At 59.3% G+C, this 15,337-nt stretch carries 14 protein-coding genes and 1 tRNA gene; 3 read left to right on the top strand and 12 right to left on the bottom strand.

Features of this window, described 5'->3' with window-relative positions; translation table 11 throughout:
• A complete protein-coding gene (locus tag FHT86_RS07070) occupies positions 1-783 on the bottom strand; it encodes a TatD family hydrolase (RefSeq protein WP_133706151.1) in 783 nt (260 codons plus the stop codon).
• A 14-nt stretch (positions 784-797) separates the two neighbouring features.
• Complete coding sequence (gene metG, locus FHT86_RS07065) at positions 798-2,351, bottom strand: methionine--tRNA ligase (RefSeq protein WP_133706150.1); 1,554 nt, start codon at positions 2,349-2,351, stop codon at positions 798-800.
• A gap of 248 nt (positions 2,352-2,599) precedes the next feature.
• Here metG and FHT86_RS07060 point away from each other — a divergent pair, with 248 nt between their 5' ends.
• Complete coding sequence (locus FHT86_RS07060) at positions 2,600-3,400, top strand: sulfite exporter TauE/SafE family protein (protein ID WP_133706149.1); 801 nt, start codon at positions 2,600-2,602, stop codon at positions 3,398-3,400.
• A 52-nt stretch (positions 3,401-3,452) separates the two neighbouring features.
• Here the strand turns inward: FHT86_RS07060 and FHT86_RS07055 are convergent, their stop codons facing one another.
• The 4 genes from FHT86_RS07055 to FHT86_RS07040 all read right to left on the bottom strand — a co-directional run bounded on the left by FHT86_RS07055 (position 3,453) and on the right by FHT86_RS07040 (position 7,773).
• The gene (locus FHT86_RS07055; RefSeq protein WP_133706148.1) at positions 3,453-4,490 is read right to left on the bottom strand and encodes a DNA polymerase III subunit delta'; all 1,038 of its coding nucleotides are present in this window, start codon (positions 4,488-4,490) and stop codon (positions 3,453-3,455) included.
• On the bottom strand, positions 4,487-5,170 hold the full coding sequence (gene tmk, locus FHT86_RS07050; RefSeq protein WP_133706147.1) for a dTMP kinase: 684 nt from the start codon (positions 5,168-5,170) through the stop codon (positions 4,487-4,489). The genes FHT86_RS07055 and tmk overlap by 4 nt, the downstream gene beginning before the upstream one ends.
• A 151-nt stretch (positions 5,171-5,321) precedes the next feature.
• Positions 5,322-6,533, bottom strand: a complete 1,212-nt coding sequence (locus tag FHT86_RS07045) for a D-alanyl-D-alanine carboxypeptidase family protein (RefSeq protein WP_133706146.1) — start codon at positions 6,531-6,533, stop codon at positions 5,322-5,324.
• Positions 6,534-6,603: 70 nt separating this feature from the next.
• Complete coding sequence (locus tag FHT86_RS07040) at positions 6,604-7,773, bottom strand: septal ring lytic transglycosylase RlpA family protein (protein WP_133706145.1); 1,170 nt, start codon at positions 7,771-7,773, stop codon at positions 6,604-6,606.
• A gap of 356 nt (positions 7,774-8,129) precedes the next feature.
• Here FHT86_RS07040 and FHT86_RS07035 point away from each other — a divergent pair, with 356 nt between their 5' ends.
• Positions 8,130-8,636: a hypothetical protein gene (locus FHT86_RS07035; protein WP_133706144.1), complete on the top strand. Its 507-nt coding sequence runs from the start codon at positions 8,130-8,132 to the stop codon at positions 8,634-8,636.
• 194 nt (positions 8,637-8,830) lie between these two features.
• Here the strand turns inward: FHT86_RS07035 and FHT86_RS07030 are convergent.
• Together FHT86_RS07030 and FHT86_RS07025 are read right to left on the bottom strand one after the other, a co-directional pair.
• Positions 8,831-8,920: transfer RNA gene (locus FHT86_RS07030), tRNA-Ser, on the bottom strand.
• A gap of 123 nt (positions 8,921-9,043) precedes the next feature.
• Positions 9,044-9,298, bottom strand: coding sequence for a hypothetical protein (locus tag FHT86_RS07025; RefSeq protein WP_104823109.1), 255 nt, complete (start codon positions 9,296-9,298; stop codon positions 9,044-9,046).
• 151 nt (positions 9,299-9,449) lie between these two features.
• Between FHT86_RS07025 and FHT86_RS07020 the strand changes: the two genes are divergently transcribed.
• Positions 9,450-10,046: a DNA-3-methyladenine glycosylase gene (locus tag FHT86_RS07020; protein WP_133706143.1), complete on the top strand. Its 597-nt coding sequence runs from the start codon at positions 9,450-9,452 to the stop codon at positions 10,044-10,046.
• A 97-nt stretch (positions 10,047-10,143) separates the two neighbouring features.
• On the opposite strand, the gene FHT86_RS07015 is transcribed toward FHT86_RS07020, so the two are convergent.
• The 4 genes from FHT86_RS07015 to FHT86_RS07000 form a co-directional block, all read right to left on the bottom strand.
• A complete protein-coding gene (locus FHT86_RS07015) occupies positions 10,144-11,688 on the bottom strand; it encodes a DHA2 family efflux MFS transporter permease subunit (RefSeq protein ID WP_133706142.1) in 1,545 nt (514 codons plus the stop codon).
• Positions 11,681-12,919: an HlyD family secretion protein gene (locus FHT86_RS07010; RefSeq protein ID WP_133706141.1), complete on the bottom strand. Its 1,239-nt coding sequence runs from the start codon at positions 12,917-12,919 to the stop codon at positions 11,681-11,683. The genes FHT86_RS07015 and FHT86_RS07010 overlap by 8 nt, the downstream gene beginning before the upstream one ends.
• The gene (locus FHT86_RS07005; RefSeq protein WP_133706140.1) at positions 12,912-13,376 is read right to left on the bottom strand and encodes a MarR family winged helix-turn-helix transcriptional regulator; all 465 of its coding nucleotides are present in this window, start codon (positions 13,374-13,376) and stop codon (positions 12,912-12,914) included. The genes FHT86_RS07010 and FHT86_RS07005 overlap by 8 nt, the downstream gene beginning before the upstream one ends.
• A gap of 167 nt (positions 13,377-13,543) precedes the next feature.
• The gene (locus tag FHT86_RS07000; protein WP_133707099.1) at positions 13,544-15,136 is read right to left on the bottom strand and encodes a glycosyltransferase; all 1,593 of its coding nucleotides are present in this window, start codon (positions 15,134-15,136) and stop codon (positions 13,544-13,546) included.
• Positions 15,137-15,337: the final 201 nt, after the last annotated feature.

Below are 15,337 nucleotides of genomic sequence, written 5' to 3'. Positions count from 1 at the left end.
TCAGACCCTCGTCATCCTGGAGAAACAACGGAACGCATTTTCGGTAGTGATCGCAGCGACCTCGTCCATGCTGACGCCGATCGTATCCGCCAGCACCTCGGCGGTATTGACCACATAGGACGGCTCGTTGCGCTTGCCGCGCCAGCGCTTCGGCGCAAGATACGGCGCGTCGGTCTCGACCAGCAACCTGTCATGCGGGATCGTCTTGGCGATCTCGCGCAGCTCATCGGACTTCGGGAAAGTCAGGATGCCGGAAAAGGAGACGTAGCCGCCGAGTTCTACGCCGGTGCGGGCGAGGGCCGGGCCGGAGGAGAAGCAATGCAGGATGAAGGGGAAGGCCCCCTTCCCCGTCTCCTCCGTCAGGATCGCCGCCATGTCCTCGTCGGCGCTGCGGCTGTGGATGACCAGCGGCAGTTGTGTTTCGCGCGCAGCCGCGATGTGGCGCAGGAAGCCGGTCTTCTGGTCTTCCGGCTTCACCGTATCGTAGAAATAGTCCAGCCCGGCCTCGCCGATCGCCACGATCTTCTCGTGCTGCTTCGCCAGTCGCACCAGATCCTCGATCTGGATATCCAATTCCTGGTCGGCATTGTTCGGATGCGTGCCGACCGAGCAGAAGACGGATGGATATCGTTCGGTGATCGCCAGCAACCCGTCGAGCTTGCGGACACGGGTCGAGATGGTGACCATCTGCTTGACGCCGACCTCATGGGCGCGCGAAACGATCGTGTCGCGTTCCTCCGCGAAATCGGCAAAATCCAGATGGCAGTGCGTATCGATCAACATGGCGATAGAGACCCTTATTCGACTTCCGGCGCCACATAGCGCGGGAAGACCGGTTTGGGCGCTTCCAAAGGCGTTCCGGGGACGAGGCGGCCAGCCTCGCCGAGTGCTGCGAAATCGCGCTTATCGGCCGGGATGGCGATCAGATCCAGCAGCTTTGCCGAAGATTCCGGCATGAAGGGCTGCAGGAGAATGCCGATCTGGCGGACGACATCGGCGGTGACGTAGAGCACGGTTGCCATACGAGCCGGATCGGTTTTCTTCAGCGCCCAGGGCTCCTGGCTGGCGAAATAGCGGTCGCTTTCGGAAACAACGGCGATGATCGAACCGAGCGCGCGGTGGATGAGCTGCTTGCCCATGTCCTCGCGCGTGGACGCCAGCAGCGCATCGGCTTGCGCCAGCAAGGCCTTGTCCTCATCGGTCAGCTCTCCGGGTTCCGGGATCTTGCCATCGCAATTCTTGACGATCATCGACAGCGAGCGGCTGGCGAGGTTGCCGATGCCGTTGGCAAGGTCGGAGTTGATGCGGGTGCCGATCGCCTCTTCGCTATAGCTGCCGTCTTGGCCGAAGGAGACTTCGCGCAGGAAGAAATAGCGCACCTGGTCGAGGCCGAAATGGTTCACCAGATTGACCGGATCGACGACGTTGCCGAGCGATTTCGACATCTTCTCGCCCTTGTTGAGCAGGAAGCCATGGGCATAGACGCGCTTCGGCAGCGGCAGCTTCGCGGACATCAGGAAGGCCGGCCAGTAGACGGCGTGGAAGCGGATGATGTCCTTGCCGATGATGTGCACATCGGCAGGCCAGTATTTCGCCCGCGGATTGTTGCGATCCTCGATATAGCCGGTTGCCGTGATGTAGTTCGTCAGCGCGTCGACCCAGACATACATGACATGCGCGGGATCGTTCGGCACCTTGATGCCCCAATCGAACGTCGTGCGTGAGATCGACAGGTCCTTGAGGCCTGATTTGACGAAAGAGATCACCTCGTTGCGGCGCTCGGCCGGACCGATGAAATCGGGATTCTCTTCATAGTGCTTCAGCAAGCGGTCCTGGTATTCCGAGAGCTTGAAGAAATAGCTTTCTTCCTGCACCCATTCGACCGGTGTGCCCTGAGGCCCGTAGCGCACGCCATCGGCGCGAAGCTCGGTTTCATTTTCCTGGTAATAGGCCTCGTCGCGCACCGAATACCAGCCGGCATAGGAATCCTTGTAGATGTCGCCGGCATCGGCCATCAGATTCCAGATGTTCTGGGAGGTCTCGTGATGGCGCGCCTGGGTCGTGCGGATGAAGTCGTCGTTCGAGGCGTTGAGCAACTTGCCCATCGCCTGGAATTCGCCGGAATTACGGTCGGCAAGCTCCTGCGGCGCCAGCCCTTCGGCGCGCGCCGTCTGCTGCATCTTCTGGCCGTGTTCGTCCGTGCCTGTCAGAAAAAAGACGTCGAGCCCGTCCAGCCGCTGGAAACGCGCCATGGCGTCGGTGGCAATCAGCTCATAGGCATGGCCGATATGCGGCTTGCCGTTGGGGTAAGCGATCGCGGTGGTGATGTAGAACGGGGTCTTATCGGTCATATCAGGCAATGGTCCGCTTTACGGTTTCGTCATTGTTATTCTTGCACCCGCTCGCTTTAGCGCATGTTTGCTGGGAGCGAAACACCAAGTTTCGCGCTCGCAGCATTCAACGCTCTCGGGACGTCCTCGCTTGACTCGATCCAACCTCGGCTTTACCCCTGCAAAAAACCAAAGCGCAGGACAGAGATCGCCGTGAATTCCCTTTCCATTTTTAACAGCCTGTCCAACGGCTTGAAAGAGCCGTGGTTTTGAGTTTTCCAACCGCTTTCCAACCCCTCTATTCCTTTTCGGGTTTTTTCGTCGGCATGCTGGTGGGCATCACCGGCGTTGGCGGCGGTTCGTTGATGACACCGTTATTGGTCTTGCTGTTCGGCGTGCATCCGGCCACCGCCGTCGGCACCGATCTCCTCTATGCCGCGATCACCAAGACGGCAGGCACCGCCGTACACGGCATGCACGGGCGGGTGAACTGGAAAGTGGTAGGCCTGCTTGCCTCGGGCAGCGTACCGGCCGCGCTTGCCATGCTGTGGATCATGGCCGGCGTCAACCGCGAGAGCCCGGCAGTTGCCCATACGATCACTTTATCCCTCGGCTGCCTTCTATTTCTCACATCACTGATGCTGATTTTTCGTGGGCAGGTGCTGGGTGTCATCCGGAAATGGCGGGGCGAACGCGGGACGCTGACACCACGTACCATCGCGCTGCTGACGCTCGTCCTCGGCCTTATGCTCGGTACGCTCGTCACCATGACGTCCGTCGGCGCCGGCGCGCTCGGCGTCACCGTGCTGCTGGTGCTCTATCCGCATCTCGATGTGCGGGAGATCGTCGGTTCGGATATCGTTCATGCGGTGCCGCTGACGTTGATCGGCGGCATGGGCTACTGGTTCATCGGCGAGATCAACTGGACGATGCTGTTTGCACTGCTCGTCGGCTCGATTCCGGGCATCGTCGCGGGCAGCCTGCTGGCGCCGCGCTTGCACGAACGGCTGATCCGGATCGTCTTGGCCGTCACACTGATGATCGTCGCCTGGAAGCTGATCTTCCCTTAGAGCAATTCTGGCAAAGGTACGAAACGGTTTTCTCTGAAAAAGTTAAGCCGCTCTACGCCGAAAGCTGCTGCTTGAGATCGCCGAGAATGGTGATGATCGTCTGCTTGCGGTCGAGATTGTAGGCCTGTGATACGTTGAGCCGCTCGGTGACATCAGCATAGAGGCGGGCGAGTTTTTCGGCCACTGTGAGACGTCCCTCCAGCGCAGCCGCCCTAGCACGGGCCATGATGTCATCGCCGATATGGGACACGAAGAAGCCGAAGATCGTGTCGCTTTCCTTGGCCGATAGCGCGTCGGCGAGACGATGCATTGCCCGTCGCGCCGCAGGCCCTTCCGCCGAGATGACTTGCTCGTACGCCGCGACGATTTCACCGCCCCCATAATTCAGCAGTTTCAGCGCCTCGCTGACGCTGCCCTTGGCCGACGCAAGTAATTCTGCGCCCTGCCCCGAGGACAGATTTACACCGAGATGCGCAAGCGCTTTCCCCAAAGCATCGTCGCTCAGCGGCGCCAGCTTCAATGGCAGGCAGCGCGAGCGGATGGTCGGCAGCAGCTTGCCCGGCGCGTGCGAAAGCACCAGGAACAGCGCTCGTTTCGGCGGCTCCTCGAGGATCTTCAATATGGCGTTGGCGGCGCTGCGATTGAGATCGTCGGCCGGATCGATGATGACGATGCGCCAGTTGCCGGTGCCGGAGGTCTGCGAGAAGAATTTGCCTGCACGACGTACTTCGTCGACGGTAATCGCCGACTTCACCTTGCCGGTCTTGTCGTCGAAGGGACGGGCAAGATGCAGCAGATTGTGCGAGGCACCACCGGAAATCTGCCGGCTGATGGCGGAAGCCGGATCTGGATCGCCAAGAGTCTCGGGCGCTGCGGCGGGGTCGGGATTAGACAGGACATGATTGGCGAAGCGGAAGGCGAGCGTTGCCTTGCCGATGCCTTCCGGGCCTTCGATCAGGACGGCATGGTGACCTTTGCCGGAGCGATAGGATTGCGCCAGGAAGGCTTCTGCCTCCTCATGGCCGAAGAGTCTGATATTATCCTGAGGCGGAATCGCACCGTCGAGAACGCCAGGCCGCTCGTCGCTCATTGTGCCACTTCCGGTCTGGCGGCTGGCATATCCTCCGCCGATGTCAGCCGCTCTTCGACGATGCCGGCAATTTCATCGGCAATGGCCTCTTCCGGGCGTTGCGCATCGATGACGTGGCAGCGACCGGGGTCGCGCGCAGCGATATCGAGAAAGGCCTCCCGGCGCTTCTCATGCGTCTGCATTTCTTCCTTTTCGAAGCGATCCGGAGCCGCTGTGGCTGAAGCGCGCTTGCGTGCTCGCTCCAGGCCGATCTCGGCGGGAATGTCGAGGATTAGCGTGCAGTCCGGCACGACGCCATTGACAGCGACACGCTGCAGAGCCTCGATGAAATCGGGCTCGAGATTGCCGGTTACGCCTTGATAGACGCGCGAGGAATCCATGAAGCGATCGCAAAGCACGATCGTACCGCGGGCAAGCGCCGGGCGGATGACCTCTTCAACATGGTCGTTACGCGCGGCAGCAAACAGGATCGCCTCCATGCGCGTGCCGAACATCTCCGCAGCGCCAGAGAGCAGCACATGCCGCACGGCCTCCGCACCCGGCGAGCCGCCCGGTTCGCGTGTCGTCAGGACGTCATGGCCAAGCCCGCGCAACCTTTCCGCCAGGCGGCGAATCTGGGTCGATTTGCCGGCCCCTTCCCCGCCCTCGAAGCTCACGAACAATCCGGTTGCATCAGCCAATGATCATGTCCTGCACTTGTTTTACGCTTTTCTGCCGTTGCGCGACGTGTGCCCTGTTTAACCCAAGATGGGTGCTGGCGAAACCACGCACGTAGCCGCGCCTGACATTCTATATAGGCCGTAAACAGGGATTTCGTGAGGCAGATGTCGATCAGGTCGGCGTCGGCGTATCCCAGAGCCATGAGAACAGCAGCGATTCCGTCAGCTCCATGAAGGCATCGAACGCGCGGCTGCCGAGTGTCCCTTGGGCGACCGCCTCCCTCGTATAGAGCGGCATTTCGCGCAGCAGTCGTGCCCCGGAAAAGACGCGAAGCGTTCCCGCTTCGTAGCCGGCTGCGACGGGCGCCGTCAGAGGCCAGCGATAGACGATGCGGGCCGACAGGCGATCGGGATTGTTGAGTGGCACATAGACATCGACCGGCACTTTCGCGAGCAGGCCGACCGTGGACTGTGCGCCGCCATAGACGCTGACGTCGCCGATCACTTCGCCATCAGCAAAGATACGCTGGCTCTTGAAATTGCTAAGGCCCCATTCCAACACACGGCGGGTTTCCTCGGTGCGTTCCTTGTCCGATTTCAAGCCTCCGAGCGCCAGGAACAGCCGGCGGCCGTCGCGCTGGACGGAGGCGACGATCGAATAGCCCTCGCCCTCCGCAAAGCCCGTACCGAGACCGTCGACGCCGATGTTCAACAAGAGCATCGGATTGCGATTGCGCTGGTAGATCTTGTTCCAGGTGAAGTCTGCCTGGCCAAAATATTTGTAGAGATCGGCATGCTTTTCCTGCAGGTCCTCCGCCAGCGTCACCAGCTCGCGCACGGAGACTTTGCCGCCGCCGTTGGGATCGTCAGGGTCCGGAAGGCCGGTGGAATTGGTGAAAATCGCTTTGGGCATGCCGATCTCGCGCGCATGCGCAGTCATGCGCCGCGCGAATTCCTTTTCATTGACGGAAATGCCTTCGGCAAGGATCATGCAGCCGTCATTGGCCTGCTGCACGGCAACGCCCTGAATAAGGTCCCCAACGCGCACGCGCGATTTCAACGCGGCGAACATGGTCGATGCGCGCGACGGCGCCCCGCCTTTGCGCCAGGCATTTTCGGAAACGGGATATTCGGTGTCGAGCGAAATCTCTCCGCGCGCGACCGCATCGAAGACGACGTCCATCGTCATCAGCTTGGCCAGCGACGCCGGAGAAATCGGTTGATTCTCATCCTTGGCAAGCAGGATCGTGCCCGTTGAGGCTTCGATCATGAAGGCCTGCGCAGCCTTGGTGTCGAAAGCGGGTGGCGGTGCTTGTTGCGCCGTGGCCGGCACGCATTCAACCCCAATTAGGAAGGAAAACGCGAAAAAAAGGCGTCTTAACATGCCGGCTCCGCAATCCAATCGACCCCCGAACCATATTAGTCAGAGGTGAAGATTCAGGCAATGACACCGATTACTCGACCTGCGTTTGATCTTGGTGCTGACGGTGATAGGCGGTGAGGATCGACTCTTGCGTCAGCCCGTCGTTGCGCACCATGACGGCATCGAAAGCGAGATTGACATAGACCGTCTTGACCGGCGCTTCCTGATAGGCGGCGACCGTGGAGGCGAGCGACGGTGTGTCGAGGCTCGCCATGCCCGGTGCGAAATCCGGACGGTCATAGGGAATAGGCCCGATCTCGGGCAGCACGACCAGCGTCGGCTCGACAGGATCGACGGATGGCATCGCGCCGCCGTTCCAGGTCATCGGCGGCGGATTGTTGCGCTTGTTGCCGTTGTAGGACGTCGTCGGCGTCGAGCCGGCGAAGGCGGTCGCCGAATAAGGCGATTGCTGCGGGATCGGCGCAAGCGCCGGCGCGGTATTGAAGCTGCGCTGCTGACGGCTCGGCCGGCGGACATTATCCGAATCCGGCAGTTGATCGGCAGTAATGCCACCATTCGAAGCGACCATCACGCCCGTTGCGATCTGGCCGCCAGGATTGATGCTCGGCAAGCGCGAGCCCTTCGGAATGTACGACGCCATCAGGTAAGGCTCGTCATGGCCGTCCATACGGGCGCGGCCGACATACTGCACGCGCACGTCGCCGGTACCGCTGTGCTGCAGATCGAGGAGCTGCGCCGTCTTGTTGGAAAGGTCGATGATGCGGCCGGGATGATAGGGCCCGCGGTCGTTGACGCGCACGATGATGGAAGAACCGGTTTCGACATTGGTGACGCGCGCATAGCTCGGCAGCGGAAAGGTCGGATGTGCGGCGGTCAGAGCCTGCTGGTCATAGACCTCGCCGTTTGCGGTCAGGCGTCCGTGAAAGGCCGAGCCGTACCAGGAAGCGATGCCCACCTTGTTATAGGCATAGTCTTCTTTGGGATAATACCACTTGCCCTTGACCTCGTAGGGATTGCCGACCATGAACCGGCCGCCGCCCTTCGGGATCGGTCCGTTGAAGGCAACCCTTGGGCTTGCCTTAACGCCGTATTCTGTTTCGGAGAAATATTCCTTGCCGTGCTGACGCTTCGTGGCAACCTGCTGCGAGGTTCCGCAGGCGGAAACGGTGGCGCACATCAAAGAGAGAGCAAACCAACGCATACCCGTTGCGTATGTCACCGCACGATTATCAAATTTCATCTGTCCCACGCCGTTAACCAAATTACTATGGCAGAGGCATACACCGGCATATCCCTCACCCGGTATCCTGCTACGCCTCAATCACCTAACGGTACTTTAATCATGATTGCATGTTGTCGAATTTGCGATCGGATTTGAGCGAATATGGATATTTCCGAAGATTATGGTTAATGAATGGTTAAAATGCGGCGGCAGTTTACGCCTCGTCCGCACCGCCTCGCTGGGCGATTCAAAACAGACCCCCACTACATTTGTAACAACGCAGCAGCTTTTAGAAATTAATGTGAAACGTTAATTCGGATATTCTCGTCGCCTGAGAGCGTAATGTGCCAATTTCCAATAATATAGAGGCGAAAATGACAATAACTGCTGCATGCTCTTATCTTCGCAACGGCAATACTTGGAGCAATGAATTCAGCGAAAGTGCAGGGTTAAAGGCATCTGACGATAAACATGCGGAGAGAGTTGCTTATGAAGCAGCTAAATTGAAAAGCGGCACTTCACGGATTTTCCTTATAAGACAAAATGCTTTTCCCTGTATCAAATGCACGATGTATTTTTTAGAGGAATCAAAAAAGTCTAATAAATTTATTTTCCACTGCGAGAGCAATGATGGTCTCTACGCGAGAGAGTGTGGTTTTCTATCCAGACCTTTCGATAAGGATCCGAATAATCCGGGTTTTAGCGAAGCACAGTTGAACGGATTTATGTACTTCAAAAATGGCCAGATAACCGCAACTGGAAAGATGTTTACAATCAGGGACGAAACCTCGGCTAATCCGACGATCACGTCTACGAAAGCTGTGGGCGGTGATCTTAGACCTCCCGAACTCATCTCATTGCCCAAGGCGAAGAAGGAGTAATGAAGAAACCGAAATCAGGTGGGCAGATCAACCAGCGAGCGCGGCTATCTGACAGAGCAGCGGCTCCCCCCGTACTCGACACAGCGTTCATCGAACTGTTGTTGCAGCTTGAGCCGCCGGGAATCGATGCGCGCAACATGAATCAGGGCCTGTCTGCAACAGAAATGAAAATTGCCAACCATTTCAGGTGGTTGTGGCGGAAGAGGTGGGATTCGAACCCACGGTACGGTTTCCCGCACGCCGGTTTTCAAGACCGGTTCCTTAAACCACTCGGACACTCTTCCTGTCGCTGAAGCGGATAGCTTCAGTAAATGTGGTCGGCTGGCTTTACAGCTATTCGGGCCGGAGCGTCAACCGGCCTGATCGAACTCTCAAACCAACGAGTTCATGCACGCAGATAATGCCGCTTACGCCCTCGGCTCGCCGCCGGGCGCATAGTGGGATTTCCGCTTGAATGGGAAGACACTGCCGCAGCGGCAGCGGATCATGTATTTCGCCGGATCGTTCGATTTGCGCTCGTCGAAAAAGCCAGCCGGCATTTCGTCCACGAGAAAGCCGGGGTTCTCGCGGCGAGGATTGTCATCTTCGGAGACTTCGGCGAAGCCGCTATTGCCACATTGAGAGCATTCGAGCTTTCTTGAATATCGGTCTCGCGCAGCCATTTTCTTCCAGTCCGAGTCTCACACGATCCTTTCCCTATCAGAGAACATTTCGTTTCTGAACCCACGTAAAGGAATGATACAGGTCGATGCGGTGAACTTTCCACCGCCTATGATCTCAGGGAAAATATCCAAAAGGACGCCTCCCTCGCCTATGACGCCTAACGACCTTCCCTTATCAATCGGCCCTAAGCCTCTGACCGGTCCCGCCCTCACGGCCTTCTTTTCCCGCGATGCGGTTATTGTTGCGCGCGAGCTGATCGGCACCCGCATCGCCGTCGCCGGCGCCGGCGGTCGCATCGTCGAGACGGAGGCCTATCGGCCCGACGACGAGGCATCCCATAGCTTTCGCGGACCGACGGCGCGCACTGCGGCGATGTTCGGTCCGGCGGGACGTGTCTATATCTACCGGTCATATGGCATTCACTGGTGCCTGAATTTCGTCTGCCAGGGCGCCAGCGCCGTGCTCATCCGGGCATTGGAGCCGCAGAGCGGCATCGAGGAAATGATCCGGCGCCGCGGTGTTACCGACTTTGTCGATCTCTGCAACGGGCCGGGAAAGCTGACGCAGGCCTTGGGCGTGGATATCAGCCTGAACGGACTGGCGCTGGACGCGGGGCCCTTCGAGTTCGCTTTGGCCGAACCGACACCTGTGGTCGCCGGCAAGCGGATCGGGATTACGAAAAATATCGATCCGCTCTGGCGCTTCGGCGCCGCCGGCTCGCGATTCGTCAGCCGCCGCTTCCCTTGATCTGTGCCAATGCTCGGCGTAGCCGAAAAGAAAAAGACCGCCGGGGTGGTGCCCGGCGGTCATGCGACCGCGTAGTGAAACTGGAAAGACTACGCGGCTATTCCATTGCAATGCTGTGATCGACAGCCGGCGGGGCCTTGGGCTTGCGCAGCAGCACAAGCAACGGCATGGCGAAGATCGACATCAGCATCAGCAATTTGAAATCGTCCATATAGGCGATGATCGTCGCCTGCGTGGTGATCATGCCGTCGAGCGCGGCGCGACCTGCCATCGTGACAGGGCTGACAGCCTGAGCGACCGTCGCATCGAAAGCATGGTTGAACGGCGTTACATAGGCGGCGATTGTCGAGTGATTGACCTGGGTGTTCTCGGTGATCAGCGCCGAGACGACGGAGATGCCGACGCTCGAGCCGATGTTGCGCGAAAGGTTGTAGAGGCCGGTTCCCTCACCGCGCATATGCGCCGGCAGCGTTGCAAAGGCGATCGTCGTCAGCGGCACGAAGAGGAAGCCGAGGCCTGCCCCCTGGACGAAGCCGACTGAAACCAGCGTCCATTGCGAGACATCGGGCGTCCATCCGGTCATGTCGTACATCGCCCAGGCGGTCAAGGCGAGGCCAAGGAAGAGCAGCCAGCGCGTATCCACCTTGCCGATCAGCCGCCCGACAATGAACATGCACACCATCGTGCCGAGACCGCGCGGACCCATGACAATGCCTGCGGTGACGACCGGATAGCCCATCAGCGTCTGCAGATAGGGCGTCATCAGCGCCAGCGAGGCCAGATAGGTGACGCCGACAATGAAGATGAACAGCATGCTGACAGCGAAATTCTGGTCCAGGAACAAGCGCGGATTTACGAAACTGCGTTCCGCCGTGAATGTGTGCACCAGGAAGAGATAGAAGGCGGCGACGCAGACCAGAGCCTCGATGATGATTTCGCCCGAATAGAACCAGTCGAGCTGTTCGCCCCGGTCGAGGAAAAGCTGGAGGGCGGCTATGGCGATCGACAGCATGCTGAAGCCAAAGACATCGAGTTTGGCAAGCGCGTCGAGCTTGGTTTCCGTGACATAGATGACGATGCCGGCGAAGGCGAGCGCGCCGATCGGCACGTTGATGTAGAACACCCATCGCCAGGTCATGTTATCCGTCAGCCAGCCGCCGATGACAGGTCCGAGCACCGGGCCGACCATGACCGAGACGCCGAACAGCGCCATGGCCTTGCCCCGCTCCTCGACATTGTAGATATCGAGAAGAATGCCCTGCGACAGCGGCACGAGTGCGGCGCCGAACAGCCCCTGCAACAGGCGGAACCCGACAATCTGGTTCAGCGACTGTGCCAGACCGCAGAGAACGGAGGCGACGACGAAGCCGGCGATCGCAACCAGCAACACCCGCTTGCGGCCGAACTTTGCCGACAGGAAACCGGACGGTGGCGTCATGATCGCAGCGGCGACGATATAGGATGTCAGAACCCAGTTGATCTGGTCGGCGCTGGCCGAAACGTCGCCCTGGATATGGGGCAGAGCGACGTTGGCGATGGTGGTGTCCAGCGCCTGCATGATGACGGCCAGGATCACGCAGGCGGTGATGGCGCCGCGATTGGCGATCGGGCCGGAGGGTGAAACTGCGGCAGCGTTACTCATTGTCCTGACCGTGGGATTTGCCCAGCACACCTGCGATCGCGTCGGGCAGACCGCGGGCATGACCGGTATCGACATCGGCGACGACGCTCATGCCGACGCGCAGCGGCGGCTTGCCCTGCGTGTCGTCGATGCTGATGATCATTGGAATGCGCTGCACGACCTTGACCCAGTTACCAGTGGTGTTCTGCGCCGGCAGCAGCGAGAAGCTCGCGCCCGAGGCCGGTGAGATGCTGGCGACGGTGCCCTTCCAGGTAACGCCCGGATAAGCATCGACCGAAATTGAAACCTTCTGGCCGGGCCGGACATAAGTCAGCTCGGTTTCCTTCGGGCTGGCGTTGATCCACATGTTGGTGGTGGAAACCAGCGAGAAACCCTGCTGTGCGGCCGTCAGATAAGCGCCAACCTGAAGCGACGGAACGTTGGTAGTGATGCCATCGAAGGGTGCGCGCACGACGGTGTCGTCGAGTTCACGCTGTGCGTTGTCGACAGCGGCCTTGGCCTGCAGGTAGAGCGGGTTCTGCTCGACCGGCTGGTCCGCATTGCTGCCGAGCTGAGCAAGGGTAGTTGCCGCCTGGGCCTGGGCGACGGAGACCTTCTGCTGGGCAGCATCGAGATTGTGCTTGGCTTCGTCATACGCAGCCTTGGAGGCGACAGAGCTGTTGATCAGGTCCTGCTGGCGGTCATATTCGGTTTGGAAATACGGGATGTCGGCCTGTGCCTGTGCGATTTCGGCGAGCGCCTGCTTGTAGCTCGCCTGCAAGTTCAGGATCTGGTTGCGGGCAGCGCCGAGCTGTGCCTGCGCGCCTTCCAGCGCGATGCGGAACGAATCGGGCTTGAGGCGGAAGAGCACCTGCCCCTTCTTCACCACTTCGTTTTCATGCACGTCGACGGAAATCACCGTGCCGGAAACGTCGGTCGAAACGCCGACCATATCGGCCTGAATATAAGCGTTGTCGGTGGACATGATCTGTCCGCCGGTGACGTAGTAGTAGCCCCCGACAACAAGTGCCACCGGCAGCAATGCAAAGAGGATCGGCCGCGTCGGGCTGCGACGCTTACGCGGCTTTTCCGGGGCGGCAACGGTTGTCGCAACGCCTGCTGCAGCGGGAGCCGGCGTCGGATTGGAAGACGGCGCCTCTGCAACGGCTGCTTGGTTCTGTTCGATTGCGGTATGTTCGTCAGCGGAATTTGCGTTTGCGGGTACGCGAAGCGAAGAGGATGCGTCAGCCATGATTTGTCTCTTTGTCGCCCACCGTCGCGCGGCAGGCCTGGACTAGGTTCGATTTCATAAGGATAAGCAACTGATAAAGGCGCTCGTGATCTTCGGAAGAGACCCCATCCAGCGCCTCTTTGCGGGTTTGGTCGCCTAGACTGCGCATGGTTTCCAGCAACGGCCGGGCTTCCTCGCGCATGTACAGTAGCCAGCTTCTGCGATCACTCGGGTGCTGACGCCGCTCGACCAGGCCACGTTCGGCCAGCTTGTCGAGAATGCGCACTAGCGTGATCGGTTCGATTTCCAACATCTCGGCAAGGCCAGCCTGATGAATACCCTCATTGTTTGAGAGATAGGCCAGGGTTTGCCATTGTGAGCGTGTCAGCCCCATATCCTTCGCGCGCTGCTCGAACCTCTTCCGAAGAAGCCGTGCAACGTCATGGAGAAGAAAGCCGAGAGTGGGTGTCGCATTCATGATATAAGAAGCCTGCTATTCATAAGCAACCTTATAATGCTGTCACGTATAGTAAGTGTCCACTCGATTCAAGGGGCTAGGGGACGATGTTGTGCAGATCGTCAAAAATGTCGCAGGGGGTGTCGCAAAGATGCCGCAGTGGCGTCGAGGATGTGAGGTGAGCGCGACTAACGGGAAAGTGTGTTTTCCATCGCGTGCCGGACGATGATCAACACGATCAGCGCCCCATAGATCAGCGCGTTGATCGCGGCGAAGATAAAGAGGCCTTGGGCAGCTTCCCGATCCACAGCAAAGACCATCGCCAGCGCAGAGAGAAGGCTGAGCACGATATAGGGCGCAAGTACACGAAGCGGCAGAACTTGCGCTGCCGCAAGCTCTCTAGGCGTCACACGGAAATCGCTTGAAGAATGTGTGAGATAGTCGCGAATCGCAACTGCACAGCCCATCAACGACCAGGGCCAGCGCAGGAGCAGAAACGCCATGCTCTCCCAGCTCAGGATCTTCGCGTTCGCGGGCCGGAATGTACCCGTCGCGCGCCAAAAGAAAGCCAACGCGATCAGCGCGCCGACGATCGGCAAAAAATGCAGCAGGAAAGCCGGGTAGGTAACATCGACAAAACTGTGGCCTGTCACGAGCGCTATGATCGGCAGCGTGAAGATGACAGCCAAACCAAAAGAAAACAGCGGATACCAAAGCTGAGAGAATAGAAACTGGAATTTCAACCATCCGGGCAGTTTCGACATATGGATCGGCGAGTATCGCAGCAGGGTCGTAATCCGGCTGCGCGACCGGTCAAATTCCTGCACCACGAGATCGACGAAGGTCGCCGGACCACCACTGTGGGCGATCGCGTCTAGTGCATGCACCCCGCCCCAGCCGCCGGCATTCATCGCCAACGTGGTCGAATGCCCCTCCGTCGGTTCCGGCTCGAGCCCACCAATCTCCTTCAAAGCCGCCGTGCGCACAGCATAGTGCATGCCTAAGCACAGCGGCGCCCAGCCATTATTGTAGCCGGCCTGCAGCAAGCCGCGACTGCCGGCTCCGGCGAAAAGCCTGCCCCTCGCCGCCCAGCTCGATGTGGCATTGGCGTCACGGATGCCCGGCGCCGAGACGTAGCCGATACCGGGATCGCGGAACGGTCGAATCATCTCGCGGAGAAAGCTCTTGTCGGGTACGTGGTCGGCATCGAGTTGGACGACGAAATCATATTTTTCATAGCCGAAGCGATCGTAGAAAGAAGCGAGAATGGCTTGTTTGCAACGCGGTGAAGGATCGTGGGCGGTGGCCTCGACGCCCTTGCGCGTCATGGACGTGAAGACGCCGTGCTCGATGCACCATTTCATCATATCCAGACTGGGATTCTCGTCGGCCAACCAGACGTCGAAGTCGCAGCCGACCTGATCTAGCACTGCCCGCAACGTCGCTTGCACGACAGGAAGAGGTTCGCTCGATGCTCTGTTGACGACCACGGCGATGCGCCCAGCAGGCAACGGCCCACCGCCTTGCGGCATCCGCCGCGCATCATGAACGATGAAGATAAAATAGGCCGGCAGGCCGGTGGACCAGGCAAGGACCAGCGTCACCAGCAGATAGGATGGCCAGCCGATAACATGATCGCTGCGTAGCCACCAAAGCCAGAAGAAGGTCATGGTCGCCGTCCAAACGGCGATGCCGATCAGATTGGCAAAGCGCGCCCTGCCCTCGAACACCCGCTCCATTGCCGGACCAATATCGGTTGATTTGTTGGACGGCGGACGCATGGCGTTGATGCCGATTGCAGCTTTAGCAGCGGGGATCTTGCCCAAGGCGTCACCTCCAGACCAAAAGAGAGTGTGGCGGCGCTCCGCCGCAGACAAAAGCAATTTCAGTCTGATGTGGAGGGGCGGATGGCGACCCTTTTGAGGAGTAAGGATAGCCATCCACGGGAACAAATTTACGCAAAACACCTCCCTCCCCTTACT

This window comes from Rhizobium sp. BK313, from assembly GCF_014193655.1.
Classification (GTDB): Bacteria; Pseudomonadota; Alphaproteobacteria; order Rhizobiales; family Rhizobiaceae; genus Rhizobium.
This window is presented reverse-complemented; position numbering and strand designations above follow the sequence as displayed.